20 protein-coding genes and 1 tRNA gene are annotated in these 20,620 nt (G+C 70.2%); 8 read left to right on the forward strand and 13 right to left on the reverse strand.

Going from position 1 to position 20,620, the window contains the following annotated elements; genetic code table 11:
* Nucleotides 1-272 precede the first annotated feature (272 nt).
* Entirely contained in the window at nucleotides 273-923 is a 651-nt protein-coding gene (locus tag ABZ845_RS30665; RefSeq protein WP_360986363.1) for a tyrosine-type recombinase/integrase, read from the forward strand.
* Between the two features lie 81 nt (nucleotides 924-1,004).
* Here the strand turns inward: ABZ845_RS30665 and ABZ845_RS30670 are convergent.
* Nucleotides 1,005-1,078, reverse strand: a tRNA-Thr gene (locus tag ABZ845_RS30670).
* A 225-nt stretch (nucleotides 1,079-1,303) separates the two neighbouring features.
* Here ABZ845_RS30670 and ugpC point away from each other — a divergent pair.
* From ugpC to ABZ845_RS30685, 3 genes are all read left to right on the forward strand, one after another.
* Nucleotides 1,304-2,440 carry a sn-glycerol-3-phosphate ABC transporter ATP-binding protein UgpC gene (gene ugpC / locus ABZ845_RS30675; RefSeq protein ID WP_360986366.1) on the forward strand — a complete coding sequence of 379 codons (1,137 nt, stop codon included), beginning with the start codon at nucleotides 1,304-1,306 and terminating at the stop codon, nucleotides 2,438-2,440.
* Between the two features lie 261 nt (nucleotides 2,441-2,701).
* Nucleotides 2,702-3,145 carry a hypothetical protein gene (locus tag ABZ845_RS30680; protein WP_360986369.1) on the forward strand — a complete coding sequence of 148 codons (444 nt, stop codon included), beginning with the start codon at nucleotides 2,702-2,704 and terminating at the stop codon, nucleotides 3,143-3,145.
* 50 nt (nucleotides 3,146-3,195) lie between these two features.
* On the forward strand, nucleotides 3,196-3,927 hold the full coding sequence (locus ABZ845_RS30685) for a nucleotidyltransferase family protein (RefSeq protein ID WP_360986372.1): 732 nt from the start codon (nucleotides 3,196-3,198) through the stop codon (nucleotides 3,925-3,927).
* A 146-nt stretch (nucleotides 3,928-4,073) separates the two neighbouring features.
* On the opposite strand, the gene ABZ845_RS30690 is transcribed toward ABZ845_RS30685, so the two are convergent.
* The 7 genes from ABZ845_RS30690 to ABZ845_RS30720 form a co-directional block, all read right to left on the reverse strand.
* The gene (locus ABZ845_RS30690; RefSeq protein WP_360986374.1) at nucleotides 4,074-5,882 is read right to left on the reverse strand and encodes a DoxX family protein; all 1,809 of its coding nucleotides are present in this window, start codon (nucleotides 5,880-5,882) and stop codon (nucleotides 4,074-4,076) included.
* A gap of 139 nt (nucleotides 5,883-6,021) precedes the next feature.
* Nucleotides 6,022-6,963: a 23S rRNA (guanosine(2251)-2'-O)-methyltransferase RlmB gene (gene rlmB / locus ABZ845_RS30695; RefSeq protein ID WP_360986377.1), complete on the reverse strand. Its 942-nt coding sequence runs from the start codon at nucleotides 6,961-6,963 to the stop codon at nucleotides 6,022-6,024.
* Nucleotides 6,964-7,161: 198 nt separating this feature from the next.
* Nucleotides 7,162-8,562, reverse strand: coding sequence for a cysteine--tRNA ligase (gene cysS, locus ABZ845_RS30700; protein WP_360986380.1), 1,401 nt, complete (start codon nucleotides 8,560-8,562; stop codon nucleotides 7,162-7,164).
* A gap of 61 nt (nucleotides 8,563-8,623) precedes the next feature.
* Complete coding sequence (locus ABZ845_RS30705) at nucleotides 8,624-9,031, reverse strand: PPOX class F420-dependent oxidoreductase (protein WP_360986384.1); 408 nt, start codon at nucleotides 9,029-9,031, stop codon at nucleotides 8,624-8,626.
* 435 nt (nucleotides 9,032-9,466) lie between these two features.
* Complete coding sequence (gene ispF / locus ABZ845_RS30710; RefSeq protein WP_360986386.1) at nucleotides 9,467-9,961, reverse strand: 2-C-methyl-D-erythritol 2,4-cyclodiphosphate synthase; 495 nt, start codon at nucleotides 9,959-9,961, stop codon at nucleotides 9,467-9,469.
* Complete coding sequence (ispD, locus tag ABZ845_RS30715) at nucleotides 9,951-10,700, reverse strand: 2-C-methyl-D-erythritol 4-phosphate cytidylyltransferase (RefSeq protein WP_360986389.1); 750 nt, start codon at nucleotides 10,698-10,700, stop codon at nucleotides 9,951-9,953. The genes ispF and ispD overlap by 11 nt, the downstream gene beginning before the upstream one ends.
* Nucleotides 10,701-11,167: 467 nt before the next feature.
* On the reverse strand, nucleotides 11,168-11,650 hold the full coding sequence (locus ABZ845_RS30720) for a CarD family transcriptional regulator (protein WP_003953493.1): 483 nt from the start codon (nucleotides 11,648-11,650) through the stop codon (nucleotides 11,168-11,170).
* Between the two features lie 707 nt (nucleotides 11,651-12,357).
* Between ABZ845_RS30720 and ABZ845_RS30725 the strand changes: the two genes are divergently transcribed.
* On the forward strand, nucleotides 12,358-13,035 hold the full coding sequence (locus ABZ845_RS30725) for a DUF461 domain-containing protein (protein WP_360986392.1): 678 nt from the start codon (nucleotides 12,358-12,360) through the stop codon (nucleotides 13,033-13,035).
* Nucleotides 13,036-13,618: 583 nt separating this feature from the next.
* Here the strand turns inward: ABZ845_RS30725 and ABZ845_RS30730 are convergent.
* Both ABZ845_RS30730 and ABZ845_RS30735 read right to left on the reverse strand, forming a co-directional pair.
* Nucleotides 13,619-14,299, reverse strand: coding sequence for a response regulator transcription factor (locus ABZ845_RS30730; RefSeq protein ID WP_007382946.1), 681 nt, complete (start codon nucleotides 14,297-14,299; stop codon nucleotides 13,619-13,621).
* Entirely contained in the window at nucleotides 14,296-15,564 is a 1,269-nt protein-coding gene (locus ABZ845_RS30735; protein WP_360986395.1) for an ATP-binding protein, read from the reverse strand. The genes ABZ845_RS30730 and ABZ845_RS30735 overlap by 4 nt, the downstream gene beginning before the upstream one ends.
* Nucleotides 15,565-15,821: 257 nt before the next feature.
* Here ABZ845_RS30735 and phoU point away from each other — a divergent pair, with 257 nt between their 5' ends.
* From phoU to ABZ845_RS30750, 3 genes are all read left to right on the forward strand, one after another.
* Nucleotides 15,822-16,511 carry a phosphate signaling complex protein PhoU gene (gene phoU, locus ABZ845_RS30740; protein WP_360986398.1) on the forward strand — a complete coding sequence of 230 codons (690 nt, stop codon included), beginning with the start codon at nucleotides 15,822-15,824 and terminating at the stop codon, nucleotides 16,509-16,511.
* A gap of 181 nt (nucleotides 16,512-16,692) precedes the next feature.
* Nucleotides 16,693-16,845 (forward strand): hypothetical protein, encoded by a 153-nt coding sequence (locus tag ABZ845_RS30745; RefSeq protein ID WP_360986401.1) that lies wholly within the window; start codon nucleotides 16,693-16,695, stop codon nucleotides 16,843-16,845.
* Between the two features lie 357 nt (nucleotides 16,846-17,202).
* Nucleotides 17,203-18,585, forward strand: coding sequence for a S53 family peptidase (locus ABZ845_RS30750; RefSeq protein ID WP_360986404.1), 1,383 nt, complete (start codon nucleotides 17,203-17,205; stop codon nucleotides 18,583-18,585).
* A 153-nt stretch (nucleotides 18,586-18,738) separates the two neighbouring features.
* On the opposite strand, the gene ABZ845_RS30755 is transcribed toward ABZ845_RS30750, so the two are convergent.
* The 3 genes from ABZ845_RS30755 to ABZ845_RS30765 all read right to left on the reverse strand — a co-directional run.
* Nucleotides 18,739-19,578 (reverse strand): DUF3152 domain-containing protein, encoded by an 840-nt coding sequence (locus tag ABZ845_RS30755; protein ID WP_360986407.1) that lies wholly within the window; start codon nucleotides 19,576-19,578, stop codon nucleotides 18,739-18,741.
* 164 nt (nucleotides 19,579-19,742) lie between these two features.
* Nucleotides 19,743-20,429, reverse strand: a complete 687-nt coding sequence (locus ABZ845_RS30760; RefSeq protein WP_360986410.1) for a hypothetical protein — start codon at nucleotides 20,427-20,429, stop codon at nucleotides 19,743-19,745.
* Nucleotides 20,422-20,620, reverse strand: a 199-nt coding sequence (locus tag ABZ845_RS30765) for a sigma factor-like helix-turn-helix DNA-binding protein (RefSeq protein ID WP_360986413.1), incomplete at its 5' end; no start/stop codon positions are given. The genes ABZ845_RS30765 and ABZ845_RS30760, both read right to left, overlap by 8 nt.

The following is a 20,620-nucleotide window of genomic DNA, read 5'->3' on the forward strand; positions in this document are numbered from 1 at the left end:
GCGAACGTGTTGTGGGCGCTGCTGCGTGACGGAAGGACGTTCACCTCCGCCCCGCCGGTCACGCAAACGGCTTGACTTCGTCATTGAGACTCCTTGAAGTGCAGGGACCGCCGGAGCCCAGACGACCCCCTCGTCCATGTCCCGGACACTGGGAGCAAAGCCCCCTCCCGCGCCGCTGCCCGTGCGCCGCAAGGCCCCCTTCACCCAGACACAGCAGCAGGTTCGGCCAAGAGGCCGCATCATCGTCAAACCAGCCTGTAGGACTAGGCAAGGTGGAGCGCGCGACTGTACGAAGATCGGCCAAGCTCGCGGAGTGGCTGCCGTACTGGCTGGACCACTTCATCAAGCCCAACCGCAAGCGGACGACGTACAACAAGTACGCCATTCACGTGCGTCTGTACCTCGTGCCGCTGCTCGGCTCCAAGAGCCTGGAGGCACTGCGGCCTCGCCTTGTGCGGGCCTTGGTCGCCGAGGTGTCCCGCCGGGCCACTCCTGCCACGGCCAAGGAGGCACACCGCGTGCTGAGGACCGCCCTCACCGCTGCCTGCCGGGAGGAGGTGGTGACGAGGAACGCCGCCTCGCTCGTGGAGGCCCCGAAGGTCCCCCGCCGCGAGCTGTCCCCGTCCTCGTACGTCTTCACCACCCGCACCGGCCGTCCGATCGACCCGCAGAACATCAATCGGTCGTTCTTCCGCATCACGGCCGCCGCCGGCCTTCGGCGCATCCGTCTGCATGACGCCCGGCACGGCTGCGCCACGCTCCTCACCGCGGCCGGTGTGGCGCCCAGTGTGGTGATGGAGATCCTGGGTCACGGCCAGATCAGCATCACGATGGACGTCTACACGCACGTGACGTCGGACACGCAGCGCGAGGCCATCAGCCATATGGACCGCCTGCTCAGGCGGCGTCTCGATCGTGAGTGACCACACGGGCTGATGTCACCCGTGGATGTCGAACGCCCCGGACCGATCTTCGGCCGGGGCGTTCGTGCTGTTCAGCGTGGGAGCCCCCTGTCGGATTCGAACCGACGACCTTCGCTTTACAAGAGCGGCGCTCTGACCAGCTGAGCTAAGGAGGCATGCATATGCGTGCTCGAGCAGTCTACCCATGTCCGGGCCCGGCCCCGGCCAGAATTCTCGTGAAGTTCACGGGGCTCCAGGTACTGACAGGGCAGGTGAACGGCAGGTACGGTCCTGAGCCAGTTCACTCGCGTGGACTGCACCACAACGGAATCCCGTAGTGGCGACCACCTTTACAACGGATCGTCCGGCACGTTCCTGCCGGTGAAGGGGGCCCATTCACCATGGCCACTGTCTCGTTCGACAAGGCGACCCGGATCTATCCGGGTTCCGAGAAGCCCGCGGTTGACGCGCTCGACATCCAGATCGAGGACGGGGAGTTCCTCGTCCTGGTCGGCCCGTCCGGCTGCGGCAAGTCCACCTCGCTCCGCATGCTGGCGGGGCTCGAGGACGTGAACGCCGGTGCCATCCGCATCGGTGACCGCGATGTCACACACCTGCCGCCCAAGGACCGGGACATCGCCATGGTGTTCCAGAACTACGCGCTCTACCCGCACATGTCGGTCGCCGACAACATGGGCTTCGCGCTCAAGATCGCCGGTGTCGGCAAGGCGGAGATCCGCAGGAAGGTCGAGGAGGCCGCGAAGATCCTCGACCTCACCGAGTACCTGGACCGCAAGCCGAAGGCCCTGTCCGGCGGTCAGCGCCAGCGTGTGGCCATGGGCCGTGCCATCGTGCGCGAGCCGCAGGTGTTCCTCATGGACGAGCCGCTGTCCAACCTCGACGCCAAGCTCCGTGTCTCCACCCGTACGCAGATCGCGTCCCTCCAGCGCCGTCTCGGCATCACCACCGTCTACGTCACCCACGACCAGGTCGAGGCCATGACGATGGGCGACCGCGTGGCCGTGCTCAAGGACGGCCTCCTGCAGCAGGTGGACTCCCCGCGGAACATGTACGACCGTCCGGCCAACCTCTTCGTCGCGGGCTTCATCGGCTCCCCGGCCATGAACCTGGTCGAGGTGCCGATCACCGACGGCGGCGTGAAGTTCGGCAACAGCGTCGTGCCGGTCAGCCGCGAAGCCCTCCAGGCCGCCACCGACAAGGGTGACCGCACGGTCACCGTCGGCGTCCGGCCCGAGCACTTCGACGTGGTCGAGCTGAACGGCGCCGCCGCCACGTCCCTGTCCAAGGACGCCGATGACGCCCCGGCCGGCCTCGCCGTCTCCGTGAACGTCGTCGAGGAGCTCGGCGCCGACGGTTACGTCTACGGCACCGCCGAGGTCGGCAGCGAGTCCAAGGACCTGGTCGTCCGCGTGCCGGGCCGCCAAGTCCCCGAGAAGGGGGCACAGTTGCACGTCGTGCCGCGGCCGGGCGAGATCCATGTGTTCTCGACCTCGACGGGCGAGCGCCTCTCCGACTGACGCCGAGGTCCGCGCCGGGAACGGTGCGACCGGGTGCGCACAGGACGCCGATGAGGGCCCCGCGGCGAGCAGTTCGCTCGCCGCGGGGCCCTCGTCGTGGTCGGCCGCCGTTACCGAACCTCGGCCATCGTCCCGAATTGCCGGAAATGCGGGGCATTTTGGGGAGTCACGTCAACCCCCCATCCGGAAATCACCGCTTCCCGTCCCTCGAACCGGTGACGAAATGTCGCCAAATCACTACCCCGCGCTACCCTCACTCGCGTGAAGCACTCCACTACTCCACGGACACGGCACGGCCGTGGCCCCGCACGCCGGATCGGCCGCACCCTCGCCCTCGTACTGCCCGTCGTCCTGGTGCTGTCCGGGACCCTGGCGGTCACCCGCGTCAACTGGTCGGGGGCGCCTTCGAACTCGGTGCTCGCCGCGTCCTCCCAAGAGGTCTCCACCCGCGCCTCCTCACGCGCCCCGCAGGACGTGCTGCGCGACAGGCTCCTGCTGGAGCTCCAGGACAAGAACCCGGGCGTCGTGCTCACCCACCTCCAGCAGGCCGTCAACGGCCGCCCCTCGCTGGCGAGGCACTGCGCGGCCATCGCCCGCGCGCTGGGCCGTGCCGCCGTCCGTGTCTACGGCCCCTCGCGAGCCCAGTCCTACGCCCGTCCGGTCTGCGACACCTCCTTCGCCTCGGGTGTCGCCGCGCGCGGCTGAGGCCCCGCCCGCCCGGGGTTCGGGCGGGGCGCCCGACGTACAGTTCGGTCATGACCGATCCGAACGCCGCCGCGCGCCCCGTCCAAGCCGTCATCCTGGCCGGTGGCCAGGGCTCACGACTGCGTCCGTACACAGATGACCGGCCCAAGCCGATGGTGGAGATCCCCGGCACCGGAACCCCGATCATCGGGCACCAGCTCACGTGGCTGGCCGAGGAGGGCGTCACGGACGTCGTGGTCTCCTGCGGCCATCTGGCCGAGGTCCTGCAGAAGTGGCTGGAGACGGCCGACCTGCCCATGCAGGTGACGACGGTCGTCGAGACCGAACCGCTCGGCCGCGGCGGCGGTCTGCGGTACGCCGCCGCGCACCTCCCCCACCCCGACAAGCCGTGGTACGCGACGAACGGCGACATCTGGACCCGGTTCTCGCTGCGCGAGATGGCCGACTTCCACACCGAGCGCGACGCCGTGGCCACCCTCGCGCTGGCCCGTCCCCGTATCCCCTGGGGCGCCGTCAAGACGGACGGCTTCGGCCACGTCACCGACTTCATCGAGGCCCCGCCGTCGACGTTCGAGATCAACGCGGGCGTCTACGTGTTCTCGGCCGGTTTCGCCGAGATGCTTCCCGAACGCGGTGACCACGAACGCACCACCTTCCCCCGCCTGGCCCGGGAGCGCCGCCTGGCCGGCTTCCCGATCCCCCAGGGCGCGTACTGGCGGGCCATCGACACGGCGAAGGACCTCACGGAGGCCGCCAAGGAGCTGGCCGCGCTGGGGCGCTGAGGCCCCCCGCCGCGGTCCTGCGCGCTTGGAGCGCGAAGGCTTTCCTCGCGTCTCTCCGCGTGCCTCTCCCGTACGCCTCTCCGCATACACGAAGGGGGCCTCGTACACCTGGGTGTACGAGGCCCCCTTCGCAAGCCCGCCGCCGGTTACCCCAGCAGTCCGCCGACCAAGTGGCCCTGGCCTCCTGAGCCGTGGCCTCCGCCATGACGTCCGCCGTGGCCGCCGGTCGTGCCCCCGGCGCTGCCGGCGCTGCCCGAGGGGCCGCCCGTGTCGCTGCCGCCCGAGGACGACGGGCCCGCGCTGGTGCTCGGGGCCTGCTGCGCCGGGGCGGAATGGCGCGGGGGCATCTGGCCCACGGTGCCCTGCGTCTGGCTCGGCCGGCTGCCCGGGACGGTGCCGGTCTCGCCGGGCACGCCCGGTGTCCTCGCCCCGCTCGACGGCGACGATCCCGTGCCCTGCGTCGACGCCGGGGTGTGCGAGGCCGAGGGGCTCTGGCGGTGCTGCCGCTCGCTCGGCGTCCCGGGCAGCGTCTGGCCCGGCAGTTCGTTCCGCGGCGCGTCACCGGGGCCGGGAACGACCACGCTGCCCGCCTCCCGCACCGCGCCACCCAGCAGCGACCCGACCAGCAGCGTCGTGCCGGTCACGAGTGCCGTCACCAGCGCACCGCGACGCAGTACGTACCGCCGCAGCGCCCAGATCTCCGCACGCGGTCCCAGCTTGCGCCATGCACTGCCCGCGAGACGGCCGTCCACGGAGTACACCGGCGCACCGGCGATGATCAGCGGCGACCAGGCGGCCAGGTAGATGATGTCGGGCGCGTCGTACGCGGCTGACGTACGCCAGCTCACGGTGACGATCAGGGCCGCCGACAGCAGCGCCCCGAGCAGGGCCACGACCCTCTGCCACAGGCCGAAGACCGTGAGCACGCCGACGATCACCTGGAGGAAGGCGGCGGCCAGACCGGCGCCGACGGGGTGGTGCAGCGCGAACTGCCGCAGCGGCTCGGCGACGTGCCAGGGGTGCAGCGTGTTGAGCCAGGTGACCATCGAGCCGCGCTTGCCCCCGTCGAAGTAGAGGGGGTCGCAGAGCTTGCCCATTCCCGCGTAGGCCGAGATGGAGCCGAGGAAGATGCGCAGCGGCAGCAGCACCACACCGAGGTTCATCCGGCGGCCCGGGTAGTACGCGTGGCGCACAGGGTCGCCGCCGTGCCGCCTGGACCGCGGCCCGGGCACTCCGGCCCCGTTGGCGAACCTGGCTTCCTCGGGGACCTCGTAAGCCTCGTAGGGCTCGTAAGCCTCGTAGGAGGGTTCGAGGTGGTAGGCAGGATCGCCGTAGGCCCGGTCGGCGCCGTGACCCGGAGCGTCGTACCCGGTGCCCTCGTAGGCCGGTCCCCCGTAGGCGGGTGTGTCGTACGCGCCGGTGGCGCTCCGCATGTGCGGCAGCAGTCTGGTCTCGCCGTAGTCCCCGCCGTCGTAGCCCCCGGCCCCCGGCCGTCCGCCGAATCCGACACGGGGGATGACCTGGGTCGCGCCCCCGTCCCCCCCGGCCGGCTCCTCGCTGTGGCGCACGCTGGAACTCCGCACGGCCTGGAGCAACCGGTGGGCGCCAGTGTCGTCGGGCTCGGACTTGCCGCTCCAGACGACGGGGCGGCGACGGGCCCCGGCGGCGGCTCCGCTCGCGGCACCGGCACCGGCACCGGCACCGGCAGCGACACCGATTCCGGCTCCGGCAGCGGGCATGCGCGGCAGGCCCTGCGGGGCGGTCATGTGCCGTACGAACCGCGGCTGCTGGGCACGCCGCGCCGACCCGCCCAGCTGCACGCGGAAACTCGCGTGATTGACGATGACCTGCGCCGGGTCGCTCGGCACCTTCATCATGCTCAGCACGGGAGTGTCGTCGAATCCCGACGATCGGTCCCCCGTGGGTGTGCGGGGCGTTCTGGTCTCCACACTCATCTAACCGAGTGACGTGTGATTAGGACACTGCCGTGACGGCGCGGATCTGTCCGGACCCCGTCAAGCTCGCCCTCAACGACCAGATACCCCCGTACGAGTGACGGACCGGACGCCCGTTCAGGCGCCCGGACCCTGAGCCTCAGGCCCGCCTGCGGGCCGCCTCGTAGAGCACGATGCCCGCCGCCACACCGGCGTTGAGCGACTCGGCGCCACCCGGCATCGGGATCCGCACCCGGACGTCGCACGTCTCCCCGACCAGCCGCGACAGGCCCTTGCCCTCGCTGCCGACGACGATGACGACCGGCCCCTGAAGAGCGTCGAGCTCGCCGAGCTCGGCCTCTCCGTCGGCGGCCAGTCCGACGACCGTGATCCCGGACTTCTTGTACGCCTCCAGGGCGCGCGTCAGGTTGGTGGCCCGCGCGACGGGCGTCCGGGCGGCCGTACCGGCGGACGTCTTCCACGCGCCGGCCGTCATCCCGGCCGCGCGCCGCTCCGGCACGACGACCCCGTGGCCGCCGAAGGCGGAGACGGACCGGACGACGGCACCCAGGTTGCGCGGGTCGGTCACCCCGTCGAGGGCGACGATCAGCGGGTCCTCGTGCTCGTCGTACGCGGCTTCGGCCAGGTCCTCGGGGTGGGCGTACTCGTACGGCGGGACCTGGAGGACGAGCCCCTGGTGGTTGAGGCCGTTCGTCATGCGGTCCAGCTCGGGGCGCGGGGCCTCCATGAGGTTGATGTTGCCGCGCTCGGCCGCGAGCTGGAGCGCCTCACGCACCCGCTCGTCGTTGTCGATGAACTGCTGGACGTAGAGCGTGGTGGCCGGCACGCCCCCGCGGAGCGCCTCGAACACCGGGTTACGGCCGACGACCAGCTCGGACGACGACTTCCCGCCCGTACGGCGCTGGGGCCGTGCCCCCTGGGCACGGCGCGCCTGCGCCTGGGCGGCACGCTGTTTGACGTGCCCCTTGCGCATCTCGGCGGGCGGAGTCGGTCCCTTGCCCTCCAGGGCCCGGCGTCGCTTGCCGCCGCTGCCGACCTGCGCGCCCTTCTTGCCGGACATGCGGCGGTTGTTCGCGGCCATGACCTACCTGTCTGTTGAAGCGTCGTACATACGTGAAGCGCCGTAGAGCCTCGTACATACGTCTGTCGTCTATGAAGTGTGCCGCCCGGAAGGCCGGGCGGCACAATCGATCATCGGATCGGCGAGGGACCGGGGCCGGACCCGCGGGGTCCGGTCACCGGCCGTACGACCGGCCCGGCGACCGGATGGGCGCCCCGCTCAGCGCGGGCCGAGCGTCCAGCGCGGGCCCTCGGGGCTGTCCTCGATGACGAGTCCGGACTGGCTCAGCTGGTCCCGGATGGCGTCCGCGGTGGCCCAGTCCTTGCGGGCACGGGCGGACTCGCGCTGCTGGAGCACCATCCCCACCAGACTGTCGACGACTCCGTGCAGATCGCCGCCGCGGTCGCCCTCGCCCGCCCACCGGGGGTCGAGCGGGTCGAGACCCAGGACGCCGAGCATGGCCCGCACCTCGGCGAGCCGCGCCACGGCGGCCTCCTTGTCGTCCGCGGCCAGCGCGCTGTTGCCCTGCCGGACGGTGGTGTGCACGATGGCGAGGGCCCCTGGCACGCCCAGGTCGTCGTCCATCGCCTCGGCGAACGCGGGCGGCACCTCGTCGGCGGGCTCCACGACCCCGCCCGCCTTCTCCACGACACGCTGCATGAAGCCTTCGATGCGCGCGAACGCGGACTCGGCCTCGCGCAGGGCGTCCTCGCTGTACTCGATCATCGAGCGGTAGTGCGGGGTGCCGAGGTAGTAGCGGAGCACGATGGGACGCCACCGCTTTACCATCTCTGAGATCAGCACGGAGTTGCCGAGCGACTTGGACATCTTCTCGCCGCTCATGGTGACCCACGCGTTGTGCACCCAGTAGCGGGCGAACTCGTCGCCGAAGGCCTTGGCCTGGGCGATCTCGTTCTCGTGGTGCGGGAAGATCAGGTCGATGCCGCCGCCGTGGATGTCGAAGGCGGAGCCCAGGTACTTGTGGGCCATGGCCGAGCACTCCAGGTGCCAGCCGGGCCGTCCGCGGCCCCAGGGCGTCTCCCAGGAGGGCTCGCCCGGCTTGACGGCCTTCCACATGGCGAAGTCGCGCGGGTCCCGCTTGCCGGTCTCGCCCTCGGCGGAGGGCTGGAGGAGGTTCTCCAGCTCCTGGTTGGAGAGTTCGAGATAGCCGGGGAAGGAACGGACGTCGAAGTACACGTTCCCGTCGGCCTCGTAGGCGTGCCCGCGCTCGATGAGCGTGCGCATCATCTCGACCATCTCGGTCACATGGCCGGTGGCCCGGGGCTCGTACGTCGGCGGGAGGCAGCCGAGGACGCCGTAGCCGTCGTTGAAGGCGCGCTCGTTGTCGTACCCGATCGCCCACCAGGGGCGGCCCTGCTCGGCCGACTTGGTGATGATCTTGTCGTCGATGTCCGTGACGTTGCGGATGAACGTCACGTCATAGCCGCGGTACGCGAACCAGCGGCGCATGATGTCGAAGTTGAGGCCCGAGCGGATGTGCCCGATGTGGGGTGCGGCCTGCACGGTGGCACCACACAGGTAGATCGAGACGCAGCCCGGCTTGAGCGGGGTGAAGTCACGGATCTGCCGGGCGCTGGTGTCGTACAGGCGAATAGTCACGGGTCCAGGGTAGTGGGCCGTGGGGGGTGCCTCACGCCCTTTGGGGCCATAGGTCGGGCATTCACAGGCTGCCGACCACCTTCCGCGGCACGACCCGCACCACCACGCGCTCGGCGTCCTGCGCCGAGGCCGGATTGAACTCGGCGTACTTCCTGCCGGTGTACTTCAGCGACAGCTTGTCGATGAGTTCGGCTCCCCCCTCCGTGGTCATCTCCGCGGTGCCGCGGATCTCCGCGTACTCGTACGGCGAGGCGGGGTCCTGGACCACGACGGTCACCCGTGGGTCGCGGTCCAGGTTCTTCTTCTTGCGCCGGTCGGCTGTCGTGGAGATGAGGACGTGATCGCCGTCCCTCGCGGCCCACACCGGGGAGAGTTGCGGGCTGCCGTCGGGCTGGACGGTACCTACGACGACGAAGACCGGGGTGTCGAACAGGGCCTTGAGCCGGTCGGACAGTGCGGCGGCGGACATTCGGTACCTCCGGGGACTGGGGCCTGGGTCACTCGTGACTCTCCGGGTACCCACGCGTGGCGCCCTGCGGGCCCGCTGTACGTTTTTGCGCAGTTCCCCGCGCCCCTATCGGCGCGGGCCCACGGCGGGTTCCGCACCCACACGGCAACACCTCCTACAAACCGCCCCGACACGGGCGCGAGGAACTGCGCGACCAACCACGACACACCCGCAGACCACCACGCACCGTGCCCCCCCGAAAGGGGCGCGGGGAACTGCGCGACCAGCCACGGCGGACCCGCAGTGCGCCACGTGCCGATGTCCGCTCGATGGGGGCGCGGGGAACTGCGCGATCGGCCACGGCGGCCCTCAGCCGACGACGCACCAGGGGTGCCCCAAAAGGGGCGCGGGGAACTGCGCGAATCCGTACGCCGGCCCAGCGGCAGCGCCCCCGCTTCAGGCCGCCCGAACCACCAGCGCCGTCGCGACCGCCATCAGCCCCTCGTCCCGCCCCGGGAAACCGAGGCCGTCCGTGGTCGCGCCGGACACGGAGACCGGCGCACCAGCCGCCTCGGAGAGGATCTTCTGCGCCTCCTCGCGGCGCTTGCCGATCTTCGGTCGGGGCCCGATCACCTGGACCGCGACGTTTCCGATCGTGAACCCCGCCTCACGGACGATCCGCGCGGCCTCCGTCAGCAGCACGACCCCGGACGCTCCGGACCACTCGGGCCGCCCGGTGCCGAAGTGCTGCCCGAGGTCGCCGAGCCCGGCGGCCGAGAACAGCGCGTTGCACGCGGCGTGGGCGACGACGTCCGCGTCCGAGTGGCCCGCGAGTCCCGGGCCCTCGCCCTCCCACTTCAGTCCCGCGCACCACAGCTCCCGGCCCTCTTCGAAGGCGTGGATGTCGGTACCGATGCCCACCTGGGGCAGCAGCGGCGTGTCAGAAGCCATCGGTGAGCCTCCTGCGGGCCAGGACGGCCTCCGCCAGGACTAGGTCCAGCGGCCGGGTGACCTTGAAGGCCTCCTCGTGGCCAGGGACCGCCACGACCTGGAGTCCGAGCTGCTCGACCATGCTCGCGTCGTCCGTGACGTTGTCCGTCACGGTTTCGTGGGCCCGGATCAGCGTCGCCCGGTCGAAGCCCTGGGGGGTCTGCACGGCGCGCAGCCGGGAGCGGTCCGGCGTGGCGAGGACGGGCTCGGGCCCGGAGGCGCCGGCCGGCTCGACCTCCTTCACGGTGTCCGCGAGCGGCAGGGCCGGTACGACGGCCGGAGCGCCCTCCAGTACCGCCTCGATGACCGCGTCCACCGTGTCCACCGGCACGAGCGGGCGGGCCGCGTCATGGACCAGGACGATCCCGTACTCGGGCGGCAGCGCGTCGAGGCCCAGTCTGACCGACTCCTGGCGGGTGTCGCCGCCGGGCACGACAAGGATGTCGGTCCTCTCGGGCAGCGCGTGCGCGTCGAGCAGCGATTTGACCTCGGCGGCGCCGTCCGACGGGGCGACGACGATCACGAGCGAGACGGCACGGGAAGCGGCCATCGCGCGCACCGCGTGGATCAGCATGGGCGTGCCGTTCAGCGTGCGGAGCGCCTTGGGGGCGCCCGGGCCGAGGCGTACACCTCTTCCGGCGGCCGGGATCACGACGGCCGTACGGACTCCGGTGGGCGAAGGGCGCGAATCGTCAGACATCGGTTCCTGTCAGGTTTGTATGCTCGGCCGGAATGGGTATGGCCTTGGGGGTACCCCCGGCCGCTGGCTGGGGGAGTGCCGGGCACGACGCCTTGACCGGACCCTTCCGTGACCGATGGTCGAGCCGACTGCCCGGGCCCGGCACGCCCAGTATGGGGGCTTCCCCAGTGGGGGGATTTCCCGCGGTGCAAGACACGTGCTGTAGCCACGCAGGGCGCGCGTTGTCGCGTTGCAAGAGCGCGTCGGGCATTCGGCGGGGCTCCTCCGCCTTTTCCGCGTGACTTAGCGTTCCGCGCGGCTTCACCTGGCTTTCGGCAAGGTTTCACGCCGCGGAATTCGGGCATGAACATGCCGCAGTGCCCGGCGACAGCTATTGCGTCATCGGGCACCGCGGCATATTCATACGCACTGGTCGCCGGTCCGTCCGTCGCACTCCCGGCCGGGAGTGCAGCGGTGGGGCATGGGCGTCAGGACGCGAGGACCTCGTCGAGCAGAGCCTCGGCCTTGTCCTCGTTCGTGTTCTCCGCGAGGGCGAGCTCGCTGACCAGGATCTGCCGGGCCTTGGCGAGCATCCGCTTCTCACCCGCGGACAGTCCGCGCTCGCGCTCGCGACGCCACAGGTCACGCACGACTTCCGCGACCTTGATGACATCGCCCGAGGCGAGCTTCTCGAGATTTGCCTTGTAACGACGCGACCAGTTCGTGGGCTCCTCGGCGTACGGTGCGCGCAGCACCTCGAAGACCCGGTCCAGCCCGTCCTGACCGACCACATCACGCACGCCGACGAACTCCGCATTGTCCGCTGGCACACGCACCGTCAGATCGCCCTGGGCGACCTTCAGCACCAAGTAGGTCTTGTCCACGCCTTTGATCTGGCGAGTTTCGATGGCCTCGATCAGCGCGGCCCCGTGATGGGGATAGACCACGGTGTCGCCAACCTTGAACGTCATGTGACAGGTACCCCTTCCGTGGCTATCCAGGGTAACACGAAAACCGCGTCCTCTGAATGGCGTTTTCGCAGGTCAGGGCATATCTCGGGGCTTGACAACCGCAACAGGAACGTGCTTCGGGAGGGGAGCGGAACAGGATATTCGCAGGTGGGAGCAACTGCACGGGCGGGGTGACACACGGAGCCTCCACACACCGGCAACCCTCGACCATGCCCGAAATGACCCTGTTTGTCCACCCTCAAGCACTCGACTTCCGCTACTCCGTTCGGTGACAGGAGGCGAGTCCGGGACGAATCCTGAATTGATCAAGCCTCATGACGATCTCCGCCTTGTCGTGCCGGTGATCGATTTTCGGTACCGCCATGCATTCCTTACGAGAAATCCCCCTCCCGGGACTGGTGGCACATACGGGCCTTACGGCCGCTTACGGGAGTGTGGCGGGTTACGGGAGGCGCTTAAGTCAATGTTGAACTGCGCCGAGACCGAAGCTGCTGGTGGGGCGCGTGTGACGCAGGTGCAGGGGAGGCGCCGGGAGAGGACGGGACGGCTGCGGGTGACCCCTGCTCGAGGGAAGGTGGAGGGCTTGGGGAGGGTCGGGTGCGGCGGCCGGGGAACGGCTCGGTAACCTATGGCCGCTGACAGACACTTAGGGCGGCTTTATAAGAGCGCCGTCCTGCTCCGCCCACGTTCAAGGAGTTGCCGCCGCCGTGAGCAGCAGCCTTCGACGCGGCGCCCTCGCCGCCGCCGCCATTGCGTTCTCGATCGCCTCGCTCGCCGCGTGCGGTGCCGGCAACAACGCCCAGACGCTTGAGATCAAGCCGGACAACGCGGCGACCAGCGTGGGCGACATCAAGATCCAGAACGCGCTCGTCATCACCCAGCCCAACTCCCAGCCCTCCGGGCCGGCAGTGCTCTCGGCGACCATCTTCAACGCCGGCCAGACCCCCCAGACGCTGGACTCGATCAGCGTCGAGGGTGCCGGCAACGCCGAGCTCGCGGCGGCCAAGGGTGGCGGCAAGATCACCATTCCGGCGCTCGGCTCCGTCGTCATCGGCGGCAAGGGCAATGCCGCCGCCACGCTGAGCAGCCCGGGTGACGCCGTCAAGGACGGCAACGTGCAGAAGGTCACCTTCACGTTCAGCAAGACCGGTGCGGTCGACCTGGGGGCGTTCGTCGTCCCGGCCGAGAGCTACTTCACGAAGTGGGGGCCGAGCAACATTCCGTCGGCGCCTGCTGCCACCGGCACGGCCAGCCCGATGTCCACGGTTGGTGCGCGTGCGGGTGCGGGGGCGCATGGGGCCAAGCCGTCGAAGCCTGCGAAGTCGGCTTCGGGGTCGCCTGAGGTGGGGTCGACCGCGAGCGGGTCGAGCTCTACCGGGCAGTAAGGTCTTTGCGCGGGGTGCTGTGCGGTTTTCGCGCGGTTCCCCGCGCCCTCTTTTGGCTCGCTATGTCGTCGACTGCGCGTCCGTCGAGGGTTTTTGCGCGGTTCCCCGCGCCCCTGTCGGCACGGCCCCGTACGTCGTCGACTGCGCGTCCGTCGAGGGATTTCGCGCAGTTCCCCGCGCCCCTGTCGGCACGGCCCCGTACGTCGTCGACTGCGCGTCCGTCGAGGGATTTCGCGCAGTTCCCCGCGCCCCCATCAGCCACGGCCCGGTACGTCGTCGACTGCGCGTCCGTCGTGCGGTTTTGCGCGGTTCCCCGCGCCCCCGTCGGCACGGCCCCGTACGTCGTCGACTGCGCGTCCGTCGAGGGATTTCGCGCGGTTCCCCGCGCCCCCATCAGCCACGGCCCGGTACGTCGTCGGCTGTGTGTTCGTCGTGGGGTTTTGCGCGGTTCCCTGCGGCCCCATCAGGCACGGGGCGGTGCGTCGTGGTTGGTTGTGTGGTTCCTCGCGTGGCTGTCGGGGCGCGTATGCGTGGAGGGCGGCATCCTTGCGGGTGCCGCCCTCCGTGTTGTGCCGGGGTCGGTTTACGGCTCGAACTTGTAGCCGAGGCCGCGGACCGTCACCAGGTAGCGCGGTGCGCCCGGGTCCGGCTCGATCTTGGCGCGCAGGCGCTTGACGTGGACGTCGAGGGTCTTGGTGTCGCCCACGTAGTCGGCGCCCCAGACGCGGTCGATGAGCTGCATACGGGTCAGGACGCGGCCCGCGTTGCGCAGCAGCATCTCCAGGAGGTCGAACTCCTTCAGCGGCAGGTCGACCTTCGAGCCGGAGACCGTGACCACGTGGCGGTCGACGTCCATGCGCACCGGACCGGCCTCCAGCGCCGCCGGCGTCACCTCCTCCGGCTCGCCGCGGCGGCGCAGGACGGCCCGGATGCGGGCGACCAGCTCACGCGAGGAGAACGGCTTGGTGACGTAGTCGTCGGCCCCTATTTCCAGCCCGACCACCTTGTCGATCTCGCTGTCCTTGGCGGTCACCATGATCACCGGGACGTTGGAGCGGCCGCGCAGCTGGCGGCAGACCTCCGTGCCGGGCAGACCGGGCAGCATCAGGTCGAGCAGGACGAGATCGGCGCCGTTGCGCTCGAACTCGTCGAGACCATCGGGCCCGGTGGCCGCGATGGCGACCTCGAAGCCCTCCTTGCGGAGCATGTAGGACAAGGCGTCGGAGAAGGACTCCTCGTCCTCGACGACGAGCACTCGGGTCACGGAAGGACCTCCGGGGCGGGAAGCGGTTCGTACGGGGATGAGACGGTGGTCGTCCCGTCGGGCCGGCCGTCCTCGTCTTCGAGGTCGGACGGATGATCGGTCGCGCGGTCACGGGCTGCACCCGCCTCCGGCAGCCGCAGGGTGAAGGTGGAGCCCTGACCCTCGGAGCTCCACACCGTGACCTCTCCGCCGTGCGAGGCGGCCACGTGCTTGACGATCGCGAGACCGAGGCCCGTACCGCCTGTGGCACGGGAACGGGCCGGGTCGACGCGGTAGAAGCGCTCGAAGATGCGCTCCTTGTCCTTGTCGGAGATGCCGATGCCCTGGTCGGTCACGGCAAGCTCGATCATGTCCCCGCCGGGAGCGGACACCCGGCGGCCGGCGATGCCGACGCGGGTGCGGGCGGGAGAGTAGTTGACGGCGTTCTCCACGAGATTGCCGAGGGCGGCGGCCAGCTGGCCGCGGTTGCCCCACACATGCAGGTCGGCGGTGCCGCCCGCGGCCATCGTGATCTGCTTGGTGCCGGCCTGGTGGCGGCAGCGGTCGATGGCCTCGGCGACCAGCTCGTCGACGCGTACGGGTTCGGCGTCCTCGAGGGGGTCGTCGTTCTGCACCCGCGACAGGTCGATGAGCTCCTGCACGAGGTTGGTCAGGCGGGTCGCCTCGATCTGCATCCGGCCCGCGAAGCGCTCCACGGCCTCGGGGTCGTCGGAGGCGTCCATGACGGCCTCGGAGAGCAGTGAGAGGGCACCCACAGGCGTCTTCAGCTCATGGCTGACGTTGGCCACGAAGTCCCGGCGCACCGCCTCTATGCGGCGGGCCTCGGTGAGGTCCTCGACCAGCAGCAGCACCAGCCGGGAGCCCAGCGGCGCGACCCGGGCGGAGACGGCGAGCGCCTCCCCGCGTCCGGTGCCGCGGCGCGGCAGGTCCAGCTCGACCTGGCGTATCTCGCCGTCCCTCCGGGTGTCGCGTGCCATCTGGAGCATCGGCTCGACGGCGAGCTTGCCGCCGCGTACGAGCCCCAGGGCGTACGCCGCCGAGCTGGCCTTCACCACGGCGTCGGCCTCGTCCAGGACGACGGCCGAGGACCGGAGCACGGACAGCACCGTGTCGACGCCCGGCGGGAGCACGGGGTCGGTGTGCAGGGAGGTGCGGGTGGGGCGCTTCTGGTCGCGCTCGCTCCAGCGGAACGCCAGCATGGCGATGACACCGGTGAGTACCCCGGCGATCGCTGCCGCTGCGGCAACCGCCGCGTTCACGTCCATGCTCCCAGGTTAGGCACGTTCTCACCCTGTCCCACAGCCATCGAGGTGCGACCTCGAACACTCGTCGCTCAGAGTTCACCTTGGGGCCAGTATTGATTCATTTGAGATGTCGGAAACGGTCGCGTACAAGCCAGAACGTGGGAGCGTGGGGCGCTCAGGGCGCCGAGCCCGCCGTGTCTCGCCGCGTTCGCGATGGCGAATACGGGTCCCGGCCCCGGCCCCCGACCCACGAAGCAGACGTAAGAGAGGGAACCCTGATGCGGGACGCGTACCACGAGGAACTTGACTCGATCGGCGAGGGCCTGGTCGAGATGGCCCGCCTTGTCGGGTCGGCGATCGGGCGCGCCACGACGGCCATCCTCGACGCCGACCTGAAGCTCGCGGAGGCCGTGATCGAGGCCGACGCGAAGGTCGACGACCTGCAGCACGACCTGGAGGCGCGCGCCATAGCCCTCCTCGCCCGTCAGCAGCCGGTGGCGACGGACCTGCGCATCGTCGTGACGTCGCTGCGGATGAGCGCCGACCTGGAGCGCGCGGGCGACCTGGCCCAGCACGTCGCGAAGCAGGCCCGGCTGCGCTTCCCGGAGCGCGCCGTCCCGCAGGACCTGTACGCGACCATCCTGGAGATGGGGCAGCTCGCGCAGCGTCTGATGGCGAAGGCCGCGGAAGTGATCGTCACCAAGGACGTCGACCTGGCCCTCCAGCTGGAACAGGACGACGACGAGATGGACCTCCTGCACCGCACCCTCTTCCAGCACCTGATCGACGACCGCTGGCAGCACGGCATAGAGACCGCCGTGGACGTCACCCTGCTGGGCCGCTACTACGAGCGCTATGCCGACCACGCGGTCTCCGTGGCCAAGCGTGTGGTCTACCTGGTGACGGGCGAGCACGCGGACGAGATCCAGGGCGACATCCAGTCGGTGACGGGCGTCGAGGGCGCCTGATCCGGTACGGGGACCGGCATCGGTCCTGGGCCGGCCGGGATGTGCCCGGCACCGGCCTCGGGCTTGAGTCCGGGGGGCTCGAAGGTGTCCGGACGGGTGTGCACAAGCATCCGTGCGCCGTTGATGCGCCTGTCAACCGGGGCATGAAATGAGCACAGGCACCAGTCTCGAGGAGGGACCCATGGCCGAAACCCCCAGCACGCCCGATCCCACGCAGGAGCGCGAGACCCAGCAGCCCGTCGAGATCAAGAGCATCCCGTTGCTCGGCGCGTGCGGCTGCGGTTCCGGGTGCGGGTGCGGGTGCCAGTCGGGCGCCCCGTGCCAGTGCGGCTGACGGCGCACTGCACGAGCCGCCGCACGACAGGGCGGGCCGCCTGACGGCACAACCGAACACCCGGCACGACCACCGAGGGGCTCCGGCACACGCCGGGGCCCTTCGCCGCGTCCGCGCACGAACACTCGTACGGGCGCAGCATGGGAGATGACGCAGGCAAGCCGCGTCCGGAAGGAGGTTCCTCGGCGGAGGCGGTCCGCCGTGTCCACAGGAGTGCCGGCCACGTATCCCTTAGCTCCAGGTGCAATTTGGGTAAAGGATTCGGAATCGACAGTTCAATAACCTTGTCCTGTGCATGACCCACTAGATGAGATGCGCGTAGACCACTCGTGCGACTCCGACCACTCTGGGGGAAACATGCACATAGCCCGCTCCGGGAAGGGCCTCGCGGCGTCCGCCGCCACGGCCGCGCTCGTCGTCGCCGCGCTGGCGGCGGCCCCGCTGACCGACACCGCCGCGGCCCACGCCTCCGTGCCGCACACCGCGGCCGTCCCGGCCCTCGCCGGGAACACCCTGGCGCACAGCGTGAGCAGCCCGCTCACCAGCGCGCAGTGCCAGGCCAAGTGGAAGATCAACTGCTACAACCCGCTGCAGTACCGCAACGCGTACAACCTGAACGCGCTGTACAGAAAGGGCATCACCGGCAAGGGGCGGACGATCGTCATCGTCGACTCCTTCGGCTCCCCGACCATCCAGCACGACCTCGATGTCTACAGCAAGCAGTTCGGTCTGCGCAGCACCAAGGTGCAGGTGGTCAAGTGGGGCAAGGTCCCCGTCTTCGACCCCAAGAACACCGACATGACCGGCTGGGCGGGCGAGTCCACGCTGGACGTCGAGATGGCCCACGCCGTGGCGCCCGACGCCAAGATCGTCCTGGTGGAGACGGCCGTCGCCGAGACCGAGGGCACCACCGGTCTCCCGGAGATGATGAAGGCCGAGCAGTACCTGATCAACCACGGGGTCGGCGACGTCATCAGCCAGAGCTTCGGCGCCACCGAGAACACCTTCCCCGGCTTCGGCAAGGGCAACCACGTCTCCAGCATCGAGAACCTGCGGTACGCCTTCAAGGACGCCAAGGCCCACAACGTGACCGTCCTCGCCTCCTCGGGTGACGGCGGCGCGACCGACAACACGGCGGACGGCAAGGGTTACTACAAGGAGCGCGTCAACTCCTGGCCCTCCTCGGACCCGCTGGTCACCTCCATCGGCGGCACGCAGCTCCACCTGAACGACAAGGGCCAGCGCACCAAGCCGGACAGCGTCTACAACGACTACGGCTCGGGCGGCGGCGGCCAGTCCCACGTGTTCACCCGTCCCTCCTACCAGAACGGTGTGAGCAAGGCCGTCGGCAGCCGCCGCGGCACTCCGGACATCTCGATGGCCGCCGCGGTCAACGGCGGGGCCTGGATCTACTCCAGCTACGACCCGACCGCCACCGGCTGGGACGTCACCGGCGGCACCAGCGAGGCCAGCCCGCTCTTCGCGGGCATCATCGCCCTCGCGGACCAGGCGGCCGGCCACCGGGTGGGCGACATCCACGACGCGCTCTACAGCCTGTACAAGCGCTCCACCCACCACGACAAGAGCACCGGCATCGTGGACGTGAACGACGGCACCAACAACAGCTACCAGGGCGTCACCGGCTACACCGCCGTCAACGGCTACGACATGGCCACCGGTGTGGGCACCCTGGACGCCCTCCGCTTCGTGCCCGCCCTCGCGAAGGCAAGCCACCACTGACGGCTGACACGGCGCGGCGGCGCGCTGCCTGAGATCCCTTCGGGGCGGTCCGGATCCCGTGTCCGGACCGCCCCTTCTCGTACGATCCGCCGCCCCGAGCCCTCGCTGCGCAGCAGAACCGGGCCGAGACTTCGGATCGGCGGACCTCGGCCGTCAGGGCACCGGGGGACCGTCGATGAAGGTCCCGTCCTTCGTGTAGGGCCAGGCGTTGGACTTGCAGCCGTGCAGGCCCTTGATCTGCTGCATCATGGCGGGGGCGGCCCGGCCGGGGCCGGGGCAGTCCATGTGGCCGTATCCGAGCAGGTGGCCGATCTCGTGATTGATGATCAGGTTGCGGTACTCGGCCGGTGGTCCGTTGTACTCGGGTGAGCCTGTCACCCACCGCTTCAGGTTGACGATCACACCCCCGGAGACCTCGCAGTTCAGCTCCCCGTGGGTGCCCCCGGCAGAGGCGCACAGCCGGTCCGTGGTGGCCGGAGTGGCGATCTTGATGATGACGTCGGCATGGGCGGCGACCAGTTGGAAGCGGCCCTTCCCGTGTGCCGCCCAACTGCGCGGGTCGGCCAGCATGGTCTGGATCTCGGCGGCCGCCTTCTCGGGACGGATGTCCACACCGTCCTCCACCTGCACCTCGTAGCGGTGCAGCGGGCCGCTGCCGCCGACCACCGCGCCCGAGGACCGAGCGGTGGTGAAGGTGCCGGGCCCCGACCGGGGTACGGCGATGTGGGCGGGCGATGCCGACGGGGTGCCCGGCGAGGCGGCCGGACGGCTGTCCCGCGTGGGCGGTGGCGTGGGGATCGTGGCGGTCTCGGCGGAGGCCCGGGGCCTCGCGCTCTTCGCAGGCTTCTCAGCTTGCTCGGTTTGCTCAGTCTTCGCGGCCTTCGCGGCCTTCGCGGTCTTCGCCGCCTCCACGAGCGAGCCGGACAGTGTGGCTCCGGCGTAGACGATGGCCGCCAGCAGGAGCAGGCAGGCCAGGAGGGACGGTATCCACACCGGGCGAGGACGTCCCGCGACGCGGCCCCGGCGGCGCCCGGTCGGTGGCCGGCGGCGCCCGGTCGGTGGCCGACGGCGCCCGGTCGGTGGCCGACGCCTCGGGGCGGACGCCTTGTGCGCGCCCGGTTCCCTCTTCCCGGACGCGGCATGTCGGTGGTTCGGCATCAGCGGTCACCGGTGATCGGTCGGCGGTCCGCGCAGCGCGGGTCCGCGCTCTTGGCCTGTCGGCCCTTGATCTCCACACGTGCGCCGGGCTTGATGGCGTCGTACACCCACTTCCCGTCTTCGGGTGCGAGGGCAATGAAGCCGGGGCCGGCGTCGCTGCCGATGGCCTTGAGACCGGCGGCGGGGTCCAGCGCCCACATCAGGAGCCGCTGGTGGTAACTGCGATCGGTGAAGGTGACCGCCCACTGCCTCGAGTCCGTACGGGTACCGGTAATGCCGTGGGGGACTTTCACGGTGGGGTACTTGGCGGTGACCGTGACCGTAGTCTCGCCGATCGGGCAGTTTTCCTGCGGCGCGCTGATGGGGAACCTCCGGCCCTCGATGGTCAGTGTGTGGGAGTCCAGGTCGACGGTCACCAGCTGAACGGGCGCCGGGGACGAGGCGAGTTGGGGGGTGTGGAACACGGCGGGAGAGCCGAGCGCGCCGGAGGTGACGGCGCTGAAGGCCGCTGCCGCCAGCGTGGCGGTGGAGAGTACGACGCGTCGGCCGCGTCGGCGGCGTACACCTCGGCTTCTGACCTGTGCCCCCGTCGCAGGGGTCGGTGCCGCGCTGAGCGCGGCCAGGCCTCGGAGCCGGGCGGACAGCTCTGTCCCGGTCAGGGCGTGCGGTGGCGGCTGGTCAGACACTGGTTTTCTCCGTCGGGTGGGGTTCCTCGCTCACCAGGTGAGCGGCAAGTGCCGAACGGCCGCGTGACAGACGTGCCTTCACGGTGCCTAGGGCCACGCCGGTCTCGGTGGCTATCTGCTCCACGCTCAGATCGCACAGGTGGTGCAGCACGATCGCGGTCCGCTGGGCCTCCGGCAGACGCCGCAGCGCG

Origin of the sequence: Streptomyces sp. NPDC047022 (assembly GCF_040644155.1) — a bacterium.
Lineage (GTDB): Bacteria > Actinomycetota > Actinomycetes > Streptomycetales > Streptomycetaceae > Streptomyces.

Bases quoted from the DNA above. Each gene is read 5' to 3' on its own strand.
- ABZ845_RS30720 (WP_003953493.1), bottom strand. From the start codon at position 11,650: ATGACGTTCAAGGTTGGCGACACCGTGGTCTATCCCCATCACGGGGCC.
- ABZ845_RS30735 (WP_360986395.1), bottom strand. From the start codon at position 15,564: ATGGACGTGAACGCGGCGGTTGCCGCAGCGGCAGCGATCGCCGGGGTA.
- ispD (WP_360986389.1), bottom strand. From the start codon at position 10,700: ATGTCTGACGATTCGCGCCCTTCGCCCACCGGAGTCCGTACGGCCGTC.
- phoU (WP_360986398.1), top strand. From the start codon at position 15,822: ATGCGGGACGCGTACCACGAGGAACTTGACTCGATCGGCGAGGGCCTG.
- ugpC (WP_360986366.1), top strand. From the start codon at position 1,304: ATGGCCACTGTCTCGTTCGACAAGGCGACCCGGATCTATCCGGGTTCC.
- ABZ845_RS30745 (WP_360986401.1), top strand. From the start codon at position 16,693: ATGGCCGAAACCCCCAGCACGCCCGATCCCACGCAGGAGCGCGAGACC.
- ABZ845_RS30705 (WP_360986384.1), bottom strand. From the start codon at position 9,031: ATGTCCGCCGCCGCACTGTCCGACCGGCTCAAGGCCCTGTTCGACACC.
- rlmB (WP_360986377.1), bottom strand. From the start codon at position 6,963: ATGGCCGCGAACAACCGCCGCATGTCCGGCAAGAAGGGCGCGCAGGTC.
- ABZ845_RS30750 (WP_360986404.1), top strand. From the start codon at position 17,203: ATGCACATAGCCCGCTCCGGGAAGGGCCTCGCGGCGTCCGCCGCCACG.
- ABZ845_RS30690 (WP_360986374.1), bottom strand. From the start codon at position 5,882: ATGAGTGTGGAGACCAGAACGCCCCGCACACCCACGGGGGACCGATCG.
- ABZ845_RS30685 (WP_360986372.1), top strand. From the start codon at position 3,196: ATGACCGATCCGAACGCCGCCGCGCGCCCCGTCCAAGCCGTCATCCTG.
- ispF (WP_360986386.1), bottom strand. From the start codon at position 9,961: ATGGCTTCTGACACGCCGCTGCTGCCCCAGGTGGGCATCGGTACCGAC.